Annotated in this window: 21 protein-coding genes and 1 pseudogene; 9 read left to right on the top strand and 13 right to left on the bottom strand. The window is 36.8% G+C overall.

The annotated features are described in order from the left end of the window. From ACN0U3_RS04030 to ACN0U3_RS04020, 3 genes and pseudogenes are all read left to right on the top strand, one after another. Positions 1 to 253, top strand: a pseudogene (locus ACN0U3_RS04030) (transposase); the annotation flags it as partial. Between the two features lie 62 nt (positions 254 to 315). Beyond that, positions 316 to 609, top strand: coding sequence for a hypothetical protein (locus ACN0U3_RS04025; protein ID WP_299203998.1), 294 nt, complete (start codon positions 316 to 318; stop codon positions 607 to 609). Positions 610 to 738: 129 nt separating this feature from the next. After that, positions 739 to 1,221: a GtrA family protein gene (locus tag ACN0U3_RS04020; RefSeq protein WP_299203995.1), complete on the top strand. Its 483-nt coding sequence runs from the start codon at positions 739 to 741 to the stop codon at positions 1,219 to 1,221. A 45-nt stretch (positions 1,222 to 1,266) separates the two neighbouring features. Here the strand turns inward: ACN0U3_RS04020 and ACN0U3_RS04015 are convergent, their stop codons facing one another. Then, positions 1,267 to 2,445, bottom strand: a complete 1,179-nt coding sequence (locus ACN0U3_RS04015; RefSeq protein WP_417265230.1) for a proline dehydrogenase family protein — start codon at positions 2,443 to 2,445, stop codon at positions 1,267 to 1,269. A gap of 134 nt (positions 2,446 to 2,579) precedes the next feature. Here ACN0U3_RS04015 and aroB point away from each other — a divergent pair, with 134 nt between their 5' ends. Genes aroB through ACN0U3_RS03990 form a run of 5 tightly spaced genes read left to right on the top strand, consistent with a single transcriptional unit; the run spans position 2,580 to position 6,914 of the window. Continuing rightward, entirely contained in the window at positions 2,580 to 3,641 is a 1,062-nt protein-coding gene (gene aroB, locus ACN0U3_RS04010; protein WP_417265229.1) for a 3-dehydroquinate synthase, read from the top strand. Positions 3,642 to 3,687: 46 nt separating this feature from the next. Continuing rightward, on the top strand, positions 3,688 to 4,668 hold the full coding sequence (locus tag ACN0U3_RS04005) for a hypothetical protein (RefSeq protein ID WP_417265228.1): 981 nt from the start codon (positions 3,688 to 3,690) through the stop codon (positions 4,666 to 4,668). A 53-nt stretch (positions 4,669 to 4,721) separates the two neighbouring features. Further along, the gene (locus tag ACN0U3_RS04000; RefSeq protein ID WP_417265227.1) at positions 4,722 to 6,113 is read left to right on the top strand and encodes an MATE family efflux transporter; all 1,392 of its coding nucleotides are present in this window, start codon (positions 4,722 to 4,724) and stop codon (positions 6,111 to 6,113) included. 37 nt (positions 6,114 to 6,150) lie between these two features. Then, on the top strand, positions 6,151 to 6,741 hold the full coding sequence (locus ACN0U3_RS03995; protein ID WP_417265226.1) for a hypothetical protein: 591 nt from the start codon (positions 6,151 to 6,153) through the stop codon (positions 6,739 to 6,741). Between the two features lie 2 nt (positions 6,742 to 6,743). Beyond that, complete coding sequence (locus tag ACN0U3_RS03990) at positions 6,744 to 6,914, top strand: DUF5522 domain-containing protein (protein WP_417265225.1); 171 nt, start codon at positions 6,744 to 6,746, stop codon at positions 6,912 to 6,914. A 24-nt stretch (positions 6,915 to 6,938) separates the two neighbouring features. Here the strand turns inward: ACN0U3_RS03990 and ACN0U3_RS03985 are convergent, their stop codons facing one another. From ACN0U3_RS03985 to ACN0U3_RS03965, 5 genes are all read right to left on the bottom strand, one after another. Continuing rightward, a complete protein-coding gene (locus ACN0U3_RS03985; protein ID WP_417265224.1) occupies positions 6,939 to 7,304 on the bottom strand; it encodes a nuclear transport factor 2 family protein in 366 nt (121 codons plus the stop codon). Positions 7,305 to 7,372: 68 nt separating this feature from the next. Further along, on the bottom strand, positions 7,373 to 7,918 hold the full coding sequence (locus tag ACN0U3_RS03980; RefSeq protein ID WP_417265223.1) for a DUF1697 domain-containing protein: 546 nt from the start codon (positions 7,916 to 7,918) through the stop codon (positions 7,373 to 7,375). Further along, positions 7,918 to 8,340, bottom strand: coding sequence for a hypothetical protein (locus tag ACN0U3_RS03975; protein WP_417265222.1), 423 nt, complete (start codon positions 8,338 to 8,340; stop codon positions 7,918 to 7,920). The genes ACN0U3_RS03980 and ACN0U3_RS03975 overlap by 1 nt, the downstream gene beginning before the upstream one ends. A gap of 3 nt (positions 8,341 to 8,343) precedes the next feature. Next, entirely contained in the window at positions 8,344 to 9,123 is a 780-nt protein-coding gene (locus ACN0U3_RS03970; protein ID WP_417265221.1) for a DUF3050 domain-containing protein, read from the bottom strand. A 187-nt stretch (positions 9,124 to 9,310) separates the two neighbouring features. After that, complete coding sequence (locus ACN0U3_RS03965) at positions 9,311 to 9,754, bottom strand: hypothetical protein (protein ID WP_417265220.1); 444 nt, start codon at positions 9,752 to 9,754, stop codon at positions 9,311 to 9,313. Between the two features lie 689 nt (positions 9,755 to 10,443). On the opposite strand from ACN0U3_RS03965, the gene ACN0U3_RS03960 reads away from it, so the two are divergent. Further along, positions 10,444 to 11,613: an MFS transporter gene (locus ACN0U3_RS03960; RefSeq protein WP_417265219.1), complete on the top strand. Its 1,170-nt coding sequence runs from the start codon at positions 10,444 to 10,446 to the stop codon at positions 11,611 to 11,613. A gap of 9 nt (positions 11,614 to 11,622) precedes the next feature. Here ACN0U3_RS03960 and ACN0U3_RS03955 read toward each other — a convergent pair whose 3' ends face one another. From ACN0U3_RS03955 to ACN0U3_RS03925, 7 genes are all read right to left on the bottom strand, one after another. After that, on the bottom strand, positions 11,623 to 12,132 hold the full coding sequence (locus tag ACN0U3_RS03955; RefSeq protein ID WP_299203953.1) for a hypothetical protein: 510 nt from the start codon (positions 12,130 to 12,132) through the stop codon (positions 11,623 to 11,625). 41 nt (positions 12,133 to 12,173) lie between these two features. Beyond that, positions 12,174 to 13,670, bottom strand: a complete 1,497-nt coding sequence (gene hutH, locus ACN0U3_RS03950; protein WP_417265218.1) for a histidine ammonia-lyase — start codon at positions 13,668 to 13,670, stop codon at positions 12,174 to 12,176. Then, complete coding sequence (gene hisS, locus ACN0U3_RS03945) at positions 13,670 to 15,040, bottom strand: histidine--tRNA ligase (protein WP_417265217.1); 1,371 nt, start codon at positions 15,038 to 15,040, stop codon at positions 13,670 to 13,672. The genes hutH and hisS overlap by 1 nt, the downstream gene beginning before the upstream one ends. Positions 15,041 to 15,120: 80 nt before the next feature. Next, positions 15,121 to 15,504, bottom strand: a complete 384-nt coding sequence (locus ACN0U3_RS03940) for a DUF4870 domain-containing protein (RefSeq protein WP_417265216.1) — start codon at positions 15,502 to 15,504, stop codon at positions 15,121 to 15,123. Positions 15,505 to 15,537: 33 nt separating this feature from the next. Further along, positions 15,538 to 17,643 carry an OmpA family protein gene (locus ACN0U3_RS03935; protein ID WP_417265215.1) on the bottom strand — a complete coding sequence of 702 codons (2,106 nt, stop codon included), beginning with the start codon at positions 17,641 to 17,643 and terminating at the stop codon, positions 15,538 to 15,540. Beyond that, entirely contained in the window at positions 17,640 to 18,644 is a 1,005-nt protein-coding gene (locus ACN0U3_RS03930; RefSeq protein WP_417265214.1) for a PorP/SprF family type IX secretion system membrane protein, read from the bottom strand. Before ACN0U3_RS03930 ends, ACN0U3_RS03935 begins: the two co-directional genes overlap by 4 nt. Positions 18,645 to 18,653: 9 nt before the next feature. After that, on the bottom strand, positions 18,654 to 21,806 hold the full coding sequence (locus ACN0U3_RS03925) for a PKD domain-containing protein (RefSeq protein ID WP_417265213.1): 3,153 nt from the start codon (positions 21,804 to 21,806) through the stop codon (positions 18,654 to 18,656). Positions 21,807 to 21,904: the final 98 nt, after the last annotated feature.

The raw sequence follows: 21,904 nt of genomic DNA, 5'->3' as shown, positions 1-21,904 counted from the left end.
TACTGAAGGAATACCACCAGGTCAGTTACTCGGAAGTTTTAAACGACATACAAGCATGGCTGTCGTAAAAGCAATTAAAGAAAATGACAGGGAAAGTAGAAAAGAAAATTTGTTGGAAACTTTTAAACGCAATGGAAGTAAAAAATCTAATGTAACATATAATCAATTCTGGCGACAAGACAATAAACCAATTGAACTATGGAGTAATTTTGTAATTTCTCAAAAAATCTTTGTATTTTTTAGTCGCCTGTAGAAAGTATAGAGGACTAGCGTTTTAACAAAACTAAAGCTAGCCTAAATTAAAACTAAACTAAAATGAAAAAAAGTATTTTCCTTGTTTCAATGATTTTCTTCTTTCTGTCTGCTTGTGCGAAAGAGCGAAATAAAACTGTAACTGTGGTTCGGGATTGTTCTGGGACGTATTTGGAGTTTAATGAAAAAGACTATCATGTTTGTAACCCCGAAAAAGTATCTTCTTTTGCTAACGGAGATGTAGTAACTGCAACTTTCAAAAAAATTGAAGAGTGCAATGGTTCAGCAAAAGATGCAACAGTTTGTGCATTGTATCATAAAAACGAAGGGTGGATTAAGGTGAGTAAAATAAATTAATCTTACCCTATTAAAAACCTCCCTTATTGCTTTTCTCTGTTAGAAAACAACTTCAAAACAGATTGTTTAATCTACAAATTAAGGTTATTTAGACAATCCTTTTATTTTTGTGGAACAGACAAAATGTTCATGAGAAATTTGATTCTTCGTTTTCTTGATTTTTTCTATCCTGTTTTCAAACCCTTTTTGAATAGGAAGACCTATTATTATGCAGCATGTGGTGGTGCCAATATGCTTTTAGATTTGGTCTTGTATTTCATAGCCTACCAATTTATATTCGACAAAGAAATCGTACAAATCACACCGTATCTTGCTTTTGAACCTTATATAGCAGCATTTCTTTTTGCCTTTGCTATTACCTTTCCTACAGGATTCTTACTTTCAAAATATATAGTCTGGACAGAATCAAATATTAAAGGCCGGGTGCAATTGTTTCGCTACTTTCTTCTGGTATTGGTCAACCTGATTTTGAACTATGCCTTACTGAAAACCTTCGTTGAAATCTTTCATTTTTATCCAACAATTTCAAAAGCGCTGACGATAATTATTGTTGTAACTTTTAGCTATCTATCACAAAAGCATTTTACATTTAAAACGAAGAAAGAAAGTTAAACCGCCTTCATGAACGAGACCTTGGAATACGGAATGATCTTGTATTTACTTCTTCTTCGTTCCCTTTCTTCTTTTCCATTCTTTAGAAATCAAGCTTAATTCTCTACCCGTTTGTCCAGCAACAGAAGTATTTTCATCAGCTCTTCTCAATAAGTATGGCATTACTTCTTTTACCGGGCCATAAGGAACATATTTCGCTACTTGATATCCTGCGTGAGCCAAGTTGAAAGAAATATGATCAGACATTCCTAAAAGTTGTGCGAAATATACTCGCTTGTCATCTTTTGCAACACCATATTCTTCCAATAAATCAACAAGCAGAAGTGAACTTTCTTCGTTATGTGTTCCACAACATAAGGCACAGTGTTCGATTTCTTGAACCATTAAACGAATTCCTTCGTTAAAATCAATGTCACAAGTTTCTTTATCGGGTTGAATAGGAGAGGGATAACCCATTTCTGCTGCACGGTCACGTTCTTTTTCCATATACGCACCACGCACAAGTTTTCCGCCAAATTTATACCCTTCACGTTTTGCTTTTGAAATTCCATTTCGAAGGTATTCTAAACGGTCGTGACGATACATTTGTAAAGTGTTATACACAATACACTTCTCTTTGTTGTATTTGGCCATCATTGCTTCAACTACACGATCAATAGTGTTTTGAATCCACGATTCTTCAGCGTCAATAAAAATAGGACAATCACTCTTATGGGCGTGAGCACAAATATCATTGATGCGGTCTACAACTCTTGCGAATTCTGCACGTTCCAAAACTGTTGGTTCTGCATTGATGTCATTCAACTTTTCAAGTAAGGCATGACGAGAAAGCCCGGTGACTTTAAAAACGGCAAATGGAATAGCCTTGTTTCCTTTGGCTTTTTCAATGGTGGCCATGATCTCATCTCGTGTGGCATCAAAGTCAACTTCTTCAGTTTTCCCTTCTACAGAATAATCCAAAATGGTCCCCACTTTATTGTCAAAGAGGGTTTGGATGGTCTCGTCACAATCATCAATCGTTTCACCGCCACAAAACTGCTTGAAAATGGTGCTCTTTATCAATCCATTGATAGGCAACCTTAATTTAAACGCGATTGGAACCATCTTTTTTCCCAATTGAACAAGCCATGATTTCCCCACTAATTTAAACATGGTGTAAGCACGCTTTAATTCTTTGTCAGACTTGTAACTGAACGCGATTTCTGTATTATCAAATGATATCATTCGGCAAATTTAATTTCAAATAAATTATACACAAACATTTTTAACTGATGTTCCTCACTTTTTTTGATAAATGTTCTTTCGATTGTTAAAAAGTTGTTGTTGTTTTGTCTTTTAAACATTCTAAAATATTTTCTATGTCAAAGCAAATTGCGTCTAAAAATAACAAAATAGAGCTGGGAATGTTGAGTAGTTCAAGTTTTAACTTGCTTTTAACGACCCAATACAAAAACAGCAAGAAGATTGTTATCGTTGATGAAAATACACAAGAAGAATGTTGGCCGTATTTATTAACTTCATTTGAAGCACTTAAGGAGGCTGAAGTAATTGTTTTACCGACAGGAGAGGACAATAAAGTTATGGAAGTCTCATTTCAGGTTTGGGAAGCTTTGACAAATTATCATATCCAACGCAATGACTTGGTGATTAATCTTGGAGGTGGAATTGTAACTGACATGGGGGGATTTATTGCTTCAGTCTATAAAAGAGGAATAGATTTTATCAATATTCCAACGACATTGTTGGCCATGGTCGATGCTTCTGTGGGTGGAAAAACGGGAGTCAATTTAGGCGCTCACAAAAATCAGTTGGGCGTTTTTTCCATGCCAGTAATTACATTTTGCGACCCTATTTTCTTAAATACGCTTGATGACAAAGAACTTTTAGCAGGAAAGGCGGAAATGCTTAAGCATGGACTAATTGCCTCCGAAGATTTCTTTTATCGATTGAATGCAGACACTTCTAAAATTCCTCACGAAGACCTAATTGCTGAAGCGATTCAAATTAAAGCAAATATCGTCGATGCCGATTTTAAAGAGCAAGGAGACCGTAAGAAATTGAATTTTGGTCATACCATAGGACATAGTATTGAAGGATTTCTAATCGAACAAGAAGTTGAAATCACACATGGTGAATGTGTGGCTTGGGGAATGTTGGTTGAATCCTATCTTTCTCAAGAATCTGCCGAATTGCCTCCTGAAGATCTGTCTAAAATAGAGTCAGTTATTCGCAGTCAATATCCTGAACTTCCTATTCAACCTGCTCATTTCGAAACTTTAATTGAATTGATGGAACATGACAAGAAAAACAAAGGAGCTTTAATCAATTTCACTTTGTTAAATAAAATAGGAAAATCTACAATCGATTATCAATTGGAAAAAGACCAGGTCATTGAGGCTTTATATAAAGTTTTTAAATGATGCTTCGCCTTTCAACTGTAATTTGTAAAATAGAGAAAGACATAAGATGAATCCATTTACGCTTAAAGAATATCAGCAACTGTTTTTGAATGAAGACAAATTGAAACACTGTTATGACCAAAAATGGTTTAAAATATTTGTTCCGAAATCTTATCAAGGACTCGAATTGTCGATGCCGGAAGGATGTAAAGTCTTGAAAGAAATAGCTGAAATTCAAGGAGGCTTAGGATGGACTGTCAACCTAGGTGCTGGAGCAAATTGGTTTTCAGGATTCTTTAATGATGAAGTTGCTAAAACTCTGTTTTCTTCAGATCAAGCAGTAATTGCGGGAAGTGGTTTTACCAGTGGGGAATGGCGAACAACAACAAATGGATATCAAATTTCTGGTGAATGGAGCAAGTGCACAGGAGCAAATCACGCTACATTATTTAGCTTAACAGCCAACAGCAAAAAAGAAGGAGCGAAAATATTTGTTGTGCCGAAAGAGCAGGTTCAACTTTCAGCAGAAAAGTGGCCAATTATGGGGATGCGGAATTCATCTTCGTTTGGGATTGTGTTAGATCAGGCGGAAGTTCCAAAAGGGTATGATTTTCAGATGAATGTGGTAAAGAACAATTATCATTATGGCGTTTTTCATATTCCTTTCCAGTCTTTTGCACGATTATGTATGAGCGCATCCTTTCTTGGAGTGGTCAATTGTTTAATCAAGCATTGTTTAAGTGATTTAAGAAAGCCTGGGGTAATTGCGATAATTGAAAAGGAACTGAATCCTTTAATTCAATCAACAGAAGAGAATTTATACGCATTGGCTGAAACAACAGAAGAATTAAGTTTAAAGAAAGAATTCACCGAAGAGGAGGCGTTAAAGATCCGCACTCTACTTGGAGAAAGACACTTGAAAATTTTCGACCAAATTCAATCTTTGTTTTTAGCAGGTGGATTACCTTTTATTGAAGAAGATAATATGATTCATTGGGCGTATCGAGATGTATTGACAGCAGTTCAGCATTTCATGGTGAAGCCCTAGTTCAACGAACAAATTGATTGACTTAGTGTTGAGTTAACTAAATAAAAGGAATATTGAAGAAACTAAAAGATAGAAATCTAACTGAAGGGAGTATTTTAAGCTCTTTGATTAACCTTTCTGTGCCCATTATTTTAGCCAATGCTCTGCAGAGTATGTATCAGTTGATTGATACTTTTTGGTTAGGACGATTGGGGGCGAATGCAGTTGCAGCGGTTAGTTTAAGTTTTCCGATTTTATTCTTAATTCTTTCTCTTGGAGGTGGATTAACACTCGCAGGTTCTGTAATTGTTGCTCAAGCCAAAGGAGCAAGGAATCAGAAAAATGTAAATTACAGCTCTTCTCAGACAGTTTTCGTCATTTTCTTCCTATCGATTTTTCTTTCAGTCGTAACTTTTTATGTCGCTGAGCCTTTAATGCAACTTGTTGGCGCAGGACCTGAAATTTTAGCAGACTCTGTAATTTATTTTAAATACTCTTCATTTGGATTCATGTTCCTTTTTATGTTCTTCGTTTTCCAAGCGCTTATGCGGGGAATCGGAAATGTATGGCTTCCCATGTATATTGTGTTGGGAACGGTCTTGCTGAATTTGGTCCTTGATCCTTTGTTTATTTTTGGTTTTGGTTCATTTGAAGGAATGGGAGTCGCAGGAGCGGCAATAGCCAGTGTGATAACTCAGGGGATTTCAGCTGTAGCAGGTATTGTTATTTTATTGAAAGGAAAGCGTGGAATTAAAATTAAATTCTCTCAAATGAAGTGGGACTTCGGTTGGACAAAGAAAATGTTTGCTATCGGTATTCCATCAAGTTTAGAACAATCAGCACGCGCAGGAGCAATGACTATGCTTGTGGTGTTGGTTACAAGTTTTGGAAGTGAAGTTGTTGCAGCATACGGAATTGGCGTTCGTATTTTAAGCTTAATTGTTATTCCAGCACTTGGATTTTCTATAGCAACCACCACTTTAGTGGGGCAAAACATTGGAGCCCGTCAAATTAAACGTGCAGAACAAGTAGGAGATATGAGTGCGAAGATTGCATTTTTTGGACTAACAGGGGTAGGAATGTTGTTGTTCTTTTTTGCCGAACCGATTACGGCATTCTTTGTGCCAAATGACCCGCAAGTAATCAAAGACAGTGCTTTGTTTATTAAAATTATGGCACCTAGCTTTGGTTTACTTGGGCTTCAACAAGTTCTGAATGGTGTTTTCAATGGAGCTGGTTTTACACAAGTATCTTTATTGATTTCCATATTCGGATTATGGATGATTCGCTTCCCTGTTGCTTATCTACTTTCTAATAACACGACACTGGATGAGGTTGGTTTGTGGTGGTCATTCCCCATTTCCAACTTTATGGCGGCCGTCGTTGGTTTTATTTATTATAAGACAGGACATTGGAAAGGAATGTTGTATAAAGGCAGACATCAATTGGGAAATAAACTGAATTGAGCTTGAAATTTATTATTTTCGTTAAAAATTCAAATCAATGAAATATTTGGCTTTTATTATCGGATTGCTTCTGTTTTCTACTGCAGGAAAAGCACAGTCCTATCATACTGAAATTGGAGTAGAGATTCAAGCAGCGTCTTTTTCTACGCATGGAGGAACTTTTGGTGGAGCATTAAAGTTTGCTCTTGTTGAAGAGGAGGCATTAGCTTTCGGACCTAGTTTACGCTATCAATACATGTTCTCGAAAAACCATACAACAGGGGCCTCAGGAAAATCTTCAACGATTGGGGGAGGAGTTTTCCTTCATTATCGCTTTTTAGAGTGGTTTTTTCTTGGAACTGAAATGGAATTGCTTCAAAACCCATTCGTGTTCAAAAATCCAGATAAAAAATGGAGGTTGACTGCGTTCTTGGGAGGTGGGATTTCAAAAAGCTTTGGACCTGTTCGCCTCAATGTTGGAATTCTTTATGATGTTGTTGATGGCTTTAGAGATCCATACACCACAGATCCTTCTCCATTGAGTCGCGACTATTTCTTTAAATTACAAAATCCAAATAATCCTGGAGCAGCAAAATACCTTCCTATTATTTATAGAATTGCATTTTTCTTTCCTTTAAACAATAGGTAATCATGTTCAAAAAGAAGATTCCACTCATTGAGGGTGACTATTATAAGACTGAGGAAGGGTATATTGTATTTACTGAACAATACCTTTTGAGGAGAGGATATTGTTGTAAAAATGGATGTAAACATTGTCCTTATGGTTATGATCCAAAGACCGATCGTATTAAAAAGAAATAATCACTAAGTTCAATTGATAAGAACTTAAAACGTTGTCACATCTTCGTGTTCTGAAATACAGTAGGAGGTAATCTTGGTGATTTTTTGATCTTCATTGAATTCAAAAACATCGCAGGCGTATGAAAAATCGATGCGTTTACCGTTCTTGCTAATCTTAGCGGTTCCTGTAATGGCGATTTTGTTATTGTCTACAATACGGTTTATGATTTTAAAATCAGTATCTACAGATTGAAAGTAACGTTCTGTTTGTTCACAATCTTTAATCACAGCTACCTTGCCTTTAAAGGTTCTTCCTCCAACAACATTCCAGACTATGTCATCACTTAGGTGTTTGATAACCTTGTGAAACTTTCCTAATGAGAAGAATTCTGCGATCTTTTGAATGTCCATTGTTTGGTGTATTTATTGAATGATTTGATTCTAGAGGGATGAGGTAAAGAAAGATACGACTTTCTTTTTTATTCTCCATGATTCTGGCAAAGTTCCACCAGTTTTGTTACCGTTTTCCAGTTCCTTGTTGTGGTTTGAGTGTTGAGTTTTCGTTCGATTACAGCACTGGTTAATTTCGTTTTATGAAATTTGCCTTCACAATGAATGTAGAGATTTTTCGCTATGATTTCAAAACGGTCTTGTTTTAAATCCATTGATTTAAGCTGTTCAATAGCTTCTGCAGTGGGTTGCTCTTTTAAAAAAGTAAGATGTAATTTCCCCATCTCTATGTTTTCTGAAAGGAAAGGGTTTGAGGTATAAGCTTCGATTAATTCCGCTTTAGAAAGGAGAATGACAGGGACATCAAAATCAAACTTTTTTTGGATGGCTATTTTAATTTGATCAGCAAGTTGAGAATTGTCCTCAATAGATTCAAAAAGAACATTGCCACTTTGAATGTAAGTCTTAACTTGTTTACACCCTAATTGGATAAATAATTCTTTTAAATCAGCCATCAGAATTTTCTTCTTTCCACCAACATTAATTCCGCGAAGCAATGCTATTTTATTGTCCATTATGCTTTGTATAGTGCTTCAATTTTTTCTTTATTTCCGTCTAGGAAGTACTTTAAATATTGGAGTGCCTCTTCTAAAGTATAAGAAGATAAATCACTGGTTAACATGCGTTCAGTTTGTCCTAAAAGCCCAAATAACAGTCTCACTTTTATGGGTCTACTGTACCAGAGGGAGAATTTTGGAACCCCTGAATTATCTAATTCATCAGCTGTTATTCCAAAGGAACTCTTTCCTTGGGTATTTTTAAAATCTAAAGATGGACTATAATATATTTTTGCATCATGGAGTTCATCACATAGTTGAAGCTGTTCTATCCAAGGATAAGTCTTAGCCAATTCAATGGCTTTTTGTGCATCAATTAATTCAGTAGGATATTCGATAAGTTCTTTATCGGGGTGACAAATGGAGTAGTTAAAGGTCATAAATTATACGTTATTGTTTTTCATTGTAATTAAATCGTCAATGGCATTCCAAAGTGATATTCTTTGTTCTAAAGCTTTTTTGGCAATAGATACGGCTGCTTGCCACTTTTGCTCATCATCACCACAAAGTTCAGAGACCATTTTATGGGAGGAAGGGCCATGTCCATCCCCATCTAAATCAACATGACGTTGAAGATAGTAAGTAAGTTTGTTGTAGGATTGATTTTCTGGATTTCCATTTTGTAAAATTTCGATAAACATATCCGGAATAATTCCCTCCCTTCCGAAGGTAAAAGCAGAAGCCACAATGTGGGCTTGCTTTGTGTCGATCACAGAAAATGAAAAGTTTACAAATTCAGCAACTCTGTCATCTATCTTAACTTTTTCAAGTGCTTTTTGAACAGAACACCCCTTTTTTAAATGCACAATAAACTCTTCAATCTTAGAAGTGTCAGCATTAATCTGACGCATGGCATCGAGGTACATTTCAAAATGACTTTTTGCTTCTCCTAACTCATTGACATCACTTTCCTCTTCGTAAACGATCTCGTTGACAAATCTTGCAACATCAGAGTTTTGTGCAGGAATCCATGGTACATTTATGTTCGTCAAATCCCTTTGAAGTGATTTTAATAAAGACATAAAATCCCAAACAGCAAAGACATGACACTCCATAAATACTTGTACATCAGAAATGTCATTTAAATTCTTGTAGAGGCGATGTGTTTTTAATTCTTCCCTAAGCCTTAGGATTTCATTTTCAATATTTTGAATATTCGCCATTTTGCACCTCTAATTTGTTGAGTTTAATCTAATGTAAATAAATTATTGTTGAATTACGAAAAAGAAAGTTTGTTTTTTCGGTAGGATGCACATTTTCAATCCATTAATGACTTTGTTGTTGTTTAAATAAGGTAGAAGAAATAAAAAAGGAGACTTTTCAGTCTCCTAGTGATCGAGAATAGTTTTTTTAATAGATTAATTCAATCGATTCACAGGTATTCGCTGAGAAGTTTAATACCCCCGACCAACGATTTACACCTAACTGGTCTTTGACATAATATGGGTAGCTCCTGTTTGTAGCGACTCCTAAGTCTTTTGTAACTGTGATGGAAGAATTCTGGCCACATGTTGGAGCGGCGGTCCAATATACATTTGTAGCCGAAGATCCCACTACTTGTCCATCTACGTAGTAAGTTAAAGTAGTTGCACCATTAAGTTGTAAGTCATTTGCTGTATTTTCTCCATACCAAAATACTACCTCTCCCTGATATCTGCATGATCCATCATTCTTTTTTGCCTTTGTATCAAAGTTGATGCTGTTGGGATCGGTACATCCTTCTCTTTTACAGCTTGAAAGGGAACTTAGGCCTAATACCAATATTCCAATGGTTATTGTTTTAAGTATCTTCATTTTTTATCACTCATTTAATTTTAAATAAAAATAGGCAATTCAAGGCTTTTAATGAAATTGTTTTCCTAAAAAATAAATCAAAGCCATCGTTTTTGAGATATATAAATTTATGTATACTTCTAGAATTATAAATATGAATCATAATTTCATTTACTACCTTCGAAAGGATTAGTCTGTCGCTAGCAAATGATGAATGCTATAGCACTCAAACAAAAAGTGCTGAAGGTATGACGTGCTTCTATCCTATGACGAAAATCCATGGTGTAGATTGATAAATCAAAGATCAAATCTATAATATTAAAAAGTGCCGAAGGTACGACATATTTATAGCCAAGGACGAAAGTCCTTGGTGTGGATGGGTAGTCAAAAGTTCAAATCCAAAATCTTCTGCGAAATAGCTTGCTATTTCACAGAAGATTTTGGATTTGAGAATTCATAAACGCATTATTAAGGTTAACCTGAAGCCCAACCCAATTGTATAACGTTCTTAATATTTTCTTCAACTACCCCTAAAAAGTTCATAAAGCGCCTAATTCATCTAAAACCAATTTTAGAATAATTCAATTTTTTTGTCGGTTCTAAATTTTGCCTATCATTTATATAAATGAAATGCTTAACTTCTTGTTAAGAATTGATTTAAGACCTTTTTTAATAGGTATCTTTGCATTTTTTAAAAGACAGCAAGATAGATGAACAAGGGCTTAATCGCATTAGCTTTCGGAGGGTTAGCAATAGGAATGACTGAATTCAATATGATGGGTTTACTCATGGATATTGCCAAAGATGTAAACATCAGCATTCCTAAGGCCAGTAACTTGATTGGCTTATATGCCTTGGGAGTTGTTGTGGGTGCGCCAACTTTAGTAATTGCTACAGCAAATGTACCCCCTAAAAAAGTGTTGATCTATTTGATGCTCATGTTCTTTTTATTCAATGGCATCTTTTCCATGGCGCCAAACAGCTGGAGTCTTTACATCTCTCGGTTTGTTTCTGGCTTACCTCATGGAGCGTTTTTTGGCGTTGGTTCGGTGGTCGCTGCAAAACTCGCTAAGCCAGGAAGAGAAGCGCAAGCCATCGCTGCAATGTTTACTGGAATGACCTTGGCAAATCTCGCTGGAATTCCTTTGGGAACCTATGTGGGACATCATTTTTCATGGAGAATTACTTATGGTGTAATTAGCCTGTTGGGACTTGTTACGGCAGTTAGTATTTATTTTTGGTTGCCTGTAATTGAAAAACCTACCATCAATATCCGTAAACAAATGAATTACTTCGGACGAAAAGAAGCGTGGTTGATTATTGCTGTAATTTCGATTGGAACGGGTGGTTTGTTTGCTTGGATCAGCTATATCGGACCTTTGGTAACAAAAGTGTCTGGAGTTAATGAAGGAAATGTGCCCATCATAATGTTTTTAGTCGGTTTAGGAATGTTCATTGGAAATCTAATCGGAGGGAAACTTGCCGATACCGTGATTCCTACAAAAGCAGCAATGTATTCTTTTATGGCAATGGCCCTTGTATTGGTCTTTGGGTATTTTATTTCTTCGGTAGAATGGGCTGCTTATCCTATGGCTTTTTTAACTGGAGCAGTGGCATTTAGTATTGGCTCTAGTTTGCAAATGATGTTGATCAATAGCGCCGAAGGAGCAGAAACATTAGCAGCTTCGGCTGGACAAGCGGCCTTTAATATTGGAAATAGTATAGGGGCGTATTTTGGTGCTATTCCTATCGGTTTGGGATTGGCCTACAACACCCCAATGTTGGTAGGCGCTGGCCTAGCTTTTACAGGAAGTGTACTGGCGTTTGTATATCTAATTAAATATAGACTTCGTCAATTCAATAATAAAGTGAGCAAGTAAAAGTTGCATTTATTTCATGTGCTTTAAATTCAGGCCATAAAGTACGGAGAAAAGTGCTGCAAGAACAACTGCTGAGATGACTGAAAAAGTGATGATTAGTTCCATCGGCGTAATTATGTACATTGTAATAATAGGCAGCAAACTATAAATCACGTAGAGGTGAAATCCTATCTTTTTGAGGTTGAACATCATGAAAACTCCAATTGCTCCAATGATTAAAGTAATTAAGGATAAGGTGTGGGACAACATAAAAACCTCATTGTTAATGTACACTGCGTTATCAATTATCGTATTGGCCATGCCGGCTAATTGCTCTCCAGCACCATTAGCACTCAGTTCAGCGGATAATCCGTAAAGCCCTTCCAACTCTGTTTCTAAGGCTTCCTCAGAGAGTGGACCACTAATTAATGCACTAGTTACAGCCAAAAGACTACCGATTATGTATATAGCACTTAGGATTACAAGAACAGTTAGTAAAACGGGTCTTTTAGCTTGTGTTTCTGTTGTTAATTCTTCCATAGCATCCTTGTTTTAGTGTTTTTTTGTGGCCGATTGACCAATTATAATGTTGAGTTATTACTTTTTTTAACGTAATCTTTACTTGTTCTGAGGTAAGTAGACATATATTCATCTTCCTTGATGAAAGGTACAGCTTTTCTGAAGTCCTGATGGGCATCTTTCAAAACAGAACTGGTTTTTTCTACCCCTTTAAATTCTACTCCTTGTGAAGCGGCCATTAATTCTATTCCTAAAATCTGCCAAAGGTTTTCAACTACACGATATAATTTTGTAGCAGCATTGGCACCCATACTTACATGGTCTTCTTGACCGTTTGATGAGTCAATCGAGTCGACTGATGCTGGTGTGCACAATTGTTTATTTTGACTAACAATGGAAGCTGCGGTGTATTGTGCAATCATAAATCCGCTGTTGAGTCCTGGTTGGGCAACTAAGAAAGCTGGTAATCCTCGCATTCCGCCCATGAGTTTATAAATTCGACGTTCAGAAATATTCCCTAATTCTGCTAAGGCAATTGCAAGAAAGTCTAGTGCTAAGGCTAATGGTTGTCCATGAAAGTTACCTGCAGAAACAATTAAGTCTTCATCGGGGAAAATGGTCGGATTATCTGTTACCGCATTGATTTCTCTAGTCACTACTTGCTCAGCATGGTCTAAAGTATCCCAACTTGCGCCATGTACTTGAGGTACACAACGGAAACTATAAGGGTCTTGGACATGTACTTTTTCTTGAGTGATGAATTGACTCCCTGCTAATATTCCACGAATGGCTTCTGCCGTTTTTATTTGACCAGCTTGATTTCTGATTTTGTTGACAGAAGGAGTGAAGGGATCTATTCTTCCATCATAAGCTTCTAATGACATTGCTGCATTAATATTGGCTTGTTTCAAAATCTGTTTTCCTTCGTATACAGAATGCGCAAGGTAAGCACTCATGAATTGAGTTCCATTCAACAAGGCTAATCCTTCTTTTGATTGCAATTGAATAGGAGAGAGGTCTAATGAAGTTAATACTTCAGCTGTTGACATTCTTTTTCCTTTGTAGTAGACTTCACCTTCACCAATAAGTGCAAGGGCAATATGTGCCAATGGTGATAAATCTCCTGATGCTCCTAAACTACCTTGTTCATACACTACAGGGATGATGTCATGGTTGTAAAAGTAAAGCAGCCTTTCAACAGTTTCCAATTGAACACCCGAATGACCGTAATGCAGTCCAATAGCTTTGAATAAAAGCATTGTTCTTACAATGTTGCTCGGAGTTTCTTCTCCCGTACCACAGGCATGAGAGCGTACTAAGTTCACTTGTAATTTGGCAAGGTCTTCTTTAGAAATTGATTGGTCATAAAGCGAACCAAATCCAGTATTTATACCGTAAATATTTCCTTCGGTGTTTTCCATTTTGTCGTTTAAGTATTCACGACATTTTAAAATGGCTTTTCTTGCATTCTCTCCTAATTCAACTTTGTTTCTTGAACGGATAAATTGGAATAATTCGTCTATCTCGAATTGCTGATGATCAAGGACTATTACTTTCATTATGCACAATATTTTTTTATGAAATCATCTACAGACATTGTTACTTGTTCTCCAGATTGCATTTCTTTAACGGTTACTTCATTATTTTTTATTTCGCTTTCACCAATTACCACAGTATGCTTTGCATTTTTATCATCTGCATATTTAAACTGCTTTTTTAGTTTTGCGCTTTCAGGATACATTTCTGAAGGAACTGAAGCGTTTCTTAGTTTTTGAAGAATAGGAAGTGCAAAATCAGCTTCTTTTTCACCAAAATTGATGAATAAAAACTCTAGGGTTTGGTTAATGTTTCCCGGGAATAGCTCTAATTCCGTTAACACATCGTAAATTCTATCTGCACCAAATGAAATTCCTACTCCTGATAAGTTCTTCATTCCGAAAAGTCCTGTGAGGTCATCATAACGACCACCTCCACAAATAGAACCCATTTTTACTCCGTTCGCCTTGACTTCAAAAATAGCTCCTGTATAGTAATTTAACCCTCTGGCCAAGGTAACATCGAAGTCTAACTTTGCATTGCGCAGGCCTAAGATTTCAGTTTTAGCAAAAACATATTCTAATTCTTCAATCCCTTTCATCCCCACTTCACTGCTGGCAAGGAATTCGCGCATGAAGTCAAGCATCTTTTGTGTATTTCCAGTAAGACTGAACAAAGGCTTAATTTGGTCAATTGCAGCTTGACTTACTTCTTTCTCTAATAATTCTTTCACCACACCATCTTCACCTATTTTGTCAAGTTTGTCAATGGCTACTGTAATGTCGATGATTTTATCTTCCTCGCCAGTTACTTCTGCAATTCCAGAAAGAATTTTACGGTTATTGATTTGAATGGTAAAGTCTGGAATTTTTAAATCAGAAAGGACTTCATCAAAAATCTGAATGAAGTCTACCTCAAATAAAAGTGAGTCGCTACCCACTACATCTGCGTCACATTGATAAAACTCTTGATACCTTCCTTTTTGAGGACGGTCAGCTCTCCACACAGGTTGGATTTGATAACGTTTGAAAGGAAAAGTCAAATCGTTTTGGTGCTGTACAACAAACCTTGCAAAAGGAACAGTTAAATCATAACGCAAGGCTTTTTCAGCAAGTGAATTGGCAAACTTGGGTAGGTTTCCATCTTCAAGTGCGTTCAGATCTGCTTTTTTTACTTTGTCTCCTGAGTTCAGTATTCTAAAAATCAAACGATCTCCTTCTTCACCATACTTTCCCATAAGTGTTGAAGAATGCTCAAAAGAGGGAGTTTGAATAGGAGCGAAACCATATTTTTTAAAAACACTTTTGATGGTGTCATAAATATACTCTCTTCTGTTTACTTGGAAAGGAAGAAAATCTCTAGTTCCTTTTGGAATACTTGGTTTTTGCGACATTTTAAAATCTTTTAGGCAAAAATATAAAAAAACCACTTCAAAGCTGAAGTGGTTCACAATATGTTGTATTTAAAAAAAATCTACTCAAATGCTTTTCCAAAAGTTTTGGTGATGAACGGACCAACAACAGGCAATTCTTTTTTTGCTCCGTTTGCAGCATTAATGATTCCAATGATCAATAAGGCTAACATACCGAGGTAGATTACAGGGTATAAAATACCAGATAATGTAATTGCAAGTGTTGGACTAATTAGGGTGAGGATTACCGTTAATATGACAAGACCAATCATTAAAATCAATCCTGAAATCATTAATCCAATAGACTGCCTTAAATGAAAAGCTCCAAAAGACTTAACTTCGTCTTTTTTATCGTTGTTCAAAATAAGTGCGATAATAAAACCGATTAAGGTTAGGTAAGCAATAACACCTACTGATGTATCTGTAACTTGTTTGTTTTCTTCCATAGTATTTAATTTTATATTTTTTTAAATAGAGCATTAATTTGCTAATACTTTAAAGGCCGTTCTTCTATTTGTTTGGTGATATTGCTCTTGCAAATCTTCATCAGAAAGTCCATTGATAAATGCTGGAGTTAATTCGACTTCTTTATTGTCTATTACGATTATAGCAGGTTCAGTTTCTCCTTTACCTTGTGCTACGAGTCTTTCTAAGGCAATTCCTTTGTCGATAAGGTAATCAACAACACTTTGTGCTCTTCGTTGAGAAAGCTTCATGTTGTATTCTGCGGCTCCTCTTTCATCTGTATGTGAACGGATTTCAATTTTTAAGCCTGAGTTAAGGTTCAAGAATTCAACTAATTTATCCAATTCCACTTTTGATTGTGGTCGTAATGTTGCCGCATCAAAGTCATATTCTATTCCTTTTATGGCAATCTCCCCAGTTGGAATCTTTGTTAAAAAGAAGTCTTGTATCAAATTTGTAGATTCAACCACACCTAAAGTGTTTGCAATCTGTGCGTCGGCAAAGTAATTCTTCTTTGTTGATTTAATGAAAAACTCTTGATTTATAGAAAGGGTTGTTTCGTAATACCCATCTTCATTTGCTGTAATCATTAAGTCCTCCTTTTCACCACGAATATCTTTGAAATTAATCTGTGCGTTTGGAATGATTTCATCTGTATCAAAATCGTAAACGTAACCACTGATACCAATAATCACCTCTGGACGTGTAACCTCATAAATGTTATTACAGTGCATGTTCAATGTTCTCACAGAATCACATTCATTACACCCACCTCTATCTGAAGAGAGGTAACCTTTGTTCATTTCTTTTCCCCAAACAAAATATGAATCATCTCTTTCTGAATTGATTGGTTTTCCAACATTGATTGGTTTGTCCCACCATTCTGTAATTATGTTTATTGTTGTTTTAAACACATCCAATCCACCAAATCCAATATGCCCCTCTGAAGAGAAGTATAGTGTTTTTGATTCTGGATGATAAAATGGCGTCACTTCATCTTGTGCTGTATTAATGTTATCACCAAGGTTTTTTGGTTCTGTAGTTTCTCCATCTTGATTAATTGTTGTTACCCAAATATCCATACCTCCATATCCACCGGGGCGATTAGAAGCATAGTATAAGGTTACTCCATCATCAGCCATACTTGGCGTTGTTGATTTGTAGCCATCTAAATTGATGTCTTTCCCCAATTTAAATGGTTCTGTCCAACGACCATTAAAGAATCGTGTAACATAGATTCCAGTTTCACTTTGGTTTTCTGGATTGACACGTGTGAAGTACATTGCTTTCCCGTCTGGAGATAAAGTTGCTCCTCCTTCGATAGAAGGTGAGTTAACGTTTCCTTCAAACCATAATGGCTCCGTAAAGCTTCCGTCATTATTGGCTTTGGTTAAGTAAACATCACTATTATACATATCATAGCCTGCTTCATAGTCCTCAGGGAGCATTGAATCAATTCTTGCAGAAGAAAATAACAATCCATCTTTATGGTACATCATACCAAAGGAGGTTGTTCCTCTGTTAATAGTAGGATCCAAAAGTCTAATTTCAGCTTTAGAATGTGTTCCTTCATCTTCTAATGCGAAGTTACAATCTCCAATCTTTTCTAATGATAACTTATGGTATAAGTTTTCAGGATTGTTCAATTTAGTGATCATTCTTTCAAACTGAATTTTAGCCTCTTCATATTTAGCGTTCTTCATTAAAGAATAGCCATAAAAGTATTCAACGTAAGGGAATTCTTCCTTTTCGTTTTCAACGGCTACTGCATACCATCTTTCTGCATTTTCGTAATCTTTTGCTAAACGATAAGCATCTGAAAGTTTATGAAGCACAATAAGCTCATCTTCGTTCTTAGGATTTTTCGGTGGGAAAAATTCTTTTGGTCCTCCTTTCGGGTCAGACTTATAAAAAGCTCCTACACTGTATGGATGATAAGCCAGGTCTTCATTTCCACCTGCTAATCGGTTAATTACCATTGAATAAAAGTAAACGGCAGAAGCATAGTTCTCCATTTCCATTTCTTTATCTCCAGAACGGATTAAACTTTTATTGGTTTGACTGTACCCAAAACTAATTGATACAATCACTGCTAAAGTAGTTATGTATAAATTTCTCATAATCTTGGACATGTTGGAATTGGATTAGTGGTTTTTTCAAATATTATATAGGTAAGGCTAAGTTCTGTTGCACCTCGACCATTCGATACGGGCTTTAATGTAGATGTATTGAAGTCATATGAAATACGGGCTTCCCAACCTCCCCATTTTGCACCTAGTTCTAAAATCGCAGCGTCTGCATTTCTATAGGTGGCTCCACCAATTAGAAAGACATCTGGTCCTTTTAAATAATAGTGGGCTAATAAAGAGAAAGTTAATTCCTCTGCATTTTCTTGTCTTTGGTAATAGGCTTTTGGAAGTAATGAAAGACGTTCTGTGATTCCAACCCTAGCTCCCGCATGAATTAAGTAACGCATTGGAAGTCGGTTCCCTGTTCCAAGGAAAGATTCCTCAGGTTGACTTAGGTGGAATACACTACCTCCCAAAAATGGATTTACTCTTGCCCCAGGTGCAGCAAAATAGTATATCGCTCCAGCATTAAAGTCAGGACGTAGAACTCCAGAAGAAGGAAGGTTTTCTCCCGAACCTAATGAAGTGTTGAAATGTCCACCTTGGTTGTTGGCTTCATATTGTGAACCCCAACTCAGTGCATTTTGGTCAAATGACTTATGGAACCCTCCAGCGGATACCCCTAAGGTGATTCTGTGGAATTTACTTCTAGACAATGGAATGCTGTATGAGGCTGAAGGCAATATTTGGGCAGTGTTATATGCTCCTGCTCCAGCTCTGTAGTTCATGGCTTGAATTCCAAAGCCCCATTTTTTTCCTATCCTCATGTCCCACGCCACTTGAGCTGTTACAAAAGGACGAGTTGCTACAGCCGCCCATTGGGTCCTGTAGTGTAGATGAAATCTGTGTTTTCCTTCAAACATTCCCGTCAATGCAGGATTTGTATTTAAAGGTGCTGCGTCGTATTGCGATAGGTGAAAATCTTGACCAATAGCAGATTGGCCTAGGGAAATTCCTATAAACAATACTAGTGTTTTTCTAAATTGATTCATAAGTTAATCTTACTTGATTAGTGAAGTGTCTCCAGATATTTCGTGTTGTTCGTTATCGATAGTAGTTGCTTGAACGGTCCAAACGTAGACTCCAACGGGTTGTTCTACTCCATTATATGTACCATCCCAACCTACTGCTGGATCATTGGTTTGGAATATAACTTCTCCCCAGTTGTTGTATACTTTGAAGTCAAGCTTCGCATATGGTCCACCATAAACATACAAAAAGTCATTGTTTCCATCTCCATTCGGTGAAAATGCAGCAGGAACTTTAGGGGGTAAATTAATGTGTACGACATTTCTTGCTGTGTCTAAACATCCGTTTTCGTCTTGAACTGCAAGAAGTACTTCGTAACTTCCGCCTGTTGAATAATCGTGTGTTGTGTTTTGGTCATTTGAAAAGTTTCCATCGTTAAAGTCCCATTCCCAAAATACAATTGGGAAATCACTCGTTGATAAATCTACAAAGTTAATGTCTTGCTCAACATATGCCGATTGTGGTGTAGCCGAAAAAGATGCATTTGGACCAGAGTAAATGGTTGTTACCTTCGTCAATGAATCTACACAGCCCTCAGCCGATGTGACAATAAGTTGTACATTGTAATTCGACGCATTGTCAAAGTAATGTAATGGATTCTCTTCTGAGCTTGACCCTCCATCTCCAAAGTTCCATTCCCAACCTGTAGCTGTACCACCAATAACATAACTAGAATCATAGAATTGAGTACCACCGTTTAAACATGGGGCAGGGGCAGTGAAGTTAACTGTAGGTAAATAGAATGTCGATACAGGTTTTGTAATTGTATCTGAACAGCCGTTTTGAGAATATGCAATAAACGTTACATCATTTGTGTCCACATCTGGCATGATATAATCTGGGTTTTCTTGAGTTGAGAATTCATTTCCTCCTGTAGACCATGAATAAGCAACTATAGGATCTGTAACAATTATATCACTTGTAAAAGATGTTGCTGTTCCGTAACATCCTTCTGAGAATTGGAAATCAACTATCGGAGCTGCTAGAATATCTATGTTAATGGTGTCTCTTTGAACTTGACAACCCCCATTGAGTTCAGATTCAAAATAGATCTCTACAGTTCCAAAAGCTAAATCTGCTGGTCCGTGAATGTAAGAGGTGGCGTTTGCGGTGTCGCTTGTGAATGTTCCATCTCCAGTAGTTGTCCAGATCCCAGAACCTGTTGTTGAGTTAGCGTCAATGTAAATAGGATTGTTTGCACAAACTGAGTCAATGTAAACCAACGAAATTGAGGGTGGTGCATAAAAAGTCACCCATAATGTGTCAGATGCAGCAAAACAGTTTCCATTGATAATAGTATGTGCGATAATCTGAATGGAATCGGCATTGATATCTGCTTGGGTAGGAATATATTGAGTATTCGCTGATGTTGAATTAGTAAATGATCCTGTTCCATCAGTGGTGTACCATTCTACGCCTCCTGCATATTGGAAAGTTGCAGATAAAGGAACAGAACTCGTGTCTGAACAAACTTGTATGTCCGGACCTACATCTATCGTTGGACCCGCAATAAAGTCAATGTGTAGTGTGGACTGCGTAGAAGGACAAAGTCCATTCCCCGTTGTAGACAGAATTAAGTCTGTATATCCAGTATTGATTTCAAGTTGAGAAGGAGTGTAGTTGGCATTCAAATCCGTTGTGCTTGGATTGAATGTACCGCCATTTCCAACCCAAACACCTCCGCTTGCATTCGTAACAATTCCATTTAAATTAATGTTTGGATTGTTGAAGCATGCTGTTGTATCTGGACCAACATCTGCATTTGGTAGACCTTGAACATAAATTGTTTTGGTGATTGAATCATAACAACCTCCATCGGTACCAACTATTAATTGAACATCAATGTCTCCAGATGAGTTGAATATATGTGAAGGATTAGGAACAGTGCTGATTGGTGTACCATCACCAAAATCCCACTCCCAAGAGTTAACCGTCATGTTCGTTGTTGTTGAATTGTCAGTAAAACTTGCGGCATTACTAATGCATGTTGAGTCTAAGTCATCCATGTCTGCGTTAACAGTTCCAATTTTTAATAATCTTGTTGCAGTATCTGCACATACGGTTCCATATTGTGCAATTAAAGTTAGCGTGTAATCACCAATAGAAGGGAAAACATGTGAAGGTTCATATCCTGCAACACCTGGACTTCCATCTCCAAAGTCCCAATAAAAATCTGAGGCTCCAGGAGCAGAAGCATTGATCATATCAATTGATGTTCCTGCACAGCCTGTTACTGGACCAATGCCAGCGTCTTTTGCTGGGGGACAGTCAACAACGTTGAATTGAAAATCACGAACAACTTCTCCGATTTTCACACCATTTCTAAATTCTTCACATTTAATTCCAACCACATATTGACCAAGTGTCGCTGGTATTCCAGAAAGTAATCCTGTTTGTGGATCAATTACTAGTGGGTTGGTTGGATATCCTAAAGGGTCGTTGGCATTGAATCCTGGTGACCAAGTAATAGGAGTGAAGTTAATGTTGTTTGGAATTGGATTGGCGTTATATGTAGGTGCATTATCATCATAAGGAGTATAAAGTGAATAAACCAATGAATCTCCGTTGGCGTCTGTGGCAGAATGGTCAAAGTCGACATCGATTCCTTGGCAGACAAATACTGGAGGGAAGTTAACCCAATTCGGTGAGGAGTTGGTTAGCCACTCAGAAGTATTTGGAATATAAGTATTAAATGCTTCTCCAGCACTTCCAGGGTTGTTCACATTGTCTAATGAATTGTTTCGACAACAAGTACTCCAATATAGATGGTATCCTGTTGCAGATGGAGGTAGACTTACAATACTTGTGTAAACCGCTTCCTCTACACAAATCCCAGGGTCAACCGCACAGGAATCTAAAGGCGGGTCTAATGTAATTATTCCCATCCTAGGCATGTTGAAGTTTAAATTTGGAGAAGGTGTTGTTCCATCACCATTTCTAACTTGAATTGCTGCATTAACTGGAAAAGCAGCGTTCCCAGGACCACAGTCTCGGTATAGTTTTAACTTGACACTATATGTGGATCCTCCTAGGTGCTCATAAGTTAAACTCCCCCCAACAATGTGAGTAGCGTATGCAAATGAGGTAAATAACAATACAGTTAAAAGAAGTAGTAGTTGTCTCATAAGTAAATGTAATTTCTCGATTTTCTAAAGGCAAAAATAATGTTTTTTTTGATTAACTGCTAAAAGAAGTGGATGAATGCATAAAAAAAACAGATAAA

The organism is Brumimicrobium sp., from assembly GCF_048268645.1.
Classification (GTDB): Bacteria; Bacteroidota; Bacteroidia; order Flavobacteriales_D; family Crocinitomicaceae; genus Brumimicrobium; species Brumimicrobium ulvae.
Note: the sequence above shows the minus strand (reverse complement) of the source record. Positions and strands in the feature narration are given on the sequence as shown.

Bases quoted from the DNA above. Each gene is read 5' to 3' on its own strand.
- ACN0U3_RS04025 (WP_299203998.1), top strand. From the start codon at position 316: ATGAAAAAAAGTATTTTCCTTGTTTCAATGATTTTCTTCTTTCTGTCT.
- ACN0U3_RS04020 (WP_299203995.1), top strand. From the start codon at position 739: ATGAGAAATTTGATTCTTCGTTTTCTTGATTTTTTCTATCCTGTTTTC.
- ACN0U3_RS04015 (WP_417265230.1), bottom strand. From the start codon at position 2,445: ATGATATCATTTGATAATACAGAAATCGCGTTCAGTTACAAGTCTGAC.
- aroB (WP_417265229.1), top strand. From the start codon at position 2,580: ATGTCAAAGCAAATTGCGTCTAAAAATAACAAAATAGAGCTGGGAATG.
- ACN0U3_RS04005 (WP_417265228.1), top strand. From the start codon at position 3,688: ATGAATCCATTTACGCTTAAAGAATATCAGCAACTGTTTTTGAATGAA.
- ACN0U3_RS03995 (WP_417265226.1), top strand. From the start codon at position 6,151: ATGAAATATTTGGCTTTTATTATCGGATTGCTTCTGTTTTCTACTGCA.
- ACN0U3_RS03990 (WP_417265225.1), top strand. From the start codon at position 6,744: ATGTTCAAAAAGAAGATTCCACTCATTGAGGGTGACTATTATAAGACT.
- ACN0U3_RS03985 (WP_417265224.1), bottom strand. From the start codon at position 7,304: ATGGACATTCAAAAGATCGCAGAATTCTTCTCATTAGGAAAGTTTCAC.
- ACN0U3_RS03980 (WP_417265223.1), bottom strand. From the start codon at position 7,918: ATGGACAATAAAATAGCATTGCTTCGCGGAATTAATGTTGGTGGAAAG.
- ACN0U3_RS03975 (WP_417265222.1), bottom strand. From the start codon at position 8,340: ATGACCTTTAACTACTCCATTTGTCACCCCGATAAAGAACTTATCGAA.
- ACN0U3_RS03970 (WP_417265221.1), bottom strand. From the start codon at position 9,123: ATGGCGAATATTCAAAATATTGAAAATGAAATCCTAAGGCTTAGGGAA.
- ACN0U3_RS03965 (WP_417265220.1), bottom strand. From the start codon at position 9,754: ATGAAGATACTTAAAACAATAACCATTGGAATATTGGTATTAGGCCTA.
- ACN0U3_RS03960 (WP_417265219.1), top strand. From the start codon at position 10,444: ATGAACAAGGGCTTAATCGCATTAGCTTTCGGAGGGTTAGCAATAGGA.
- ACN0U3_RS03955 (WP_299203953.1), bottom strand. From the start codon at position 12,132: ATGGAAGAATTAACAACAGAAACACAAGCTAAAAGACCCGTTTTACTA.
- hutH (WP_417265218.1), bottom strand. From the start codon at position 13,670: ATGAAAGTAATAGTCCTTGATCATCAGCAATTCGAGATAGACGAATTA.
- hisS (WP_417265217.1), bottom strand. From the start codon at position 15,040: ATGTCGCAAAAACCAAGTATTCCAAAAGGAACTAGAGATTTTCTTCCT.
- ACN0U3_RS03940 (WP_417265216.1), bottom strand. From the start codon at position 15,504: ATGGAAGAAAACAAACAAGTTACAGATACATCAGTAGGTGTTATTGCT.
- ACN0U3_RS03935 (WP_417265215.1), bottom strand. From the start codon at position 17,643: ATGAGAAATTTATACATAACTACTTTAGCAGTGATTGTATCAATTAGT.
- ACN0U3_RS03930 (WP_417265214.1), bottom strand. From the start codon at position 18,644: ATGAATCAATTTAGAAAAACACTAGTATTGTTTATAGGAATTTCCCTA.
- ACN0U3_RS03925 (WP_417265213.1), bottom strand. From the start codon at position 21,806: ATGAGACAACTACTACTTCTTTTAACTGTATTGTTATTTACCTCATTT.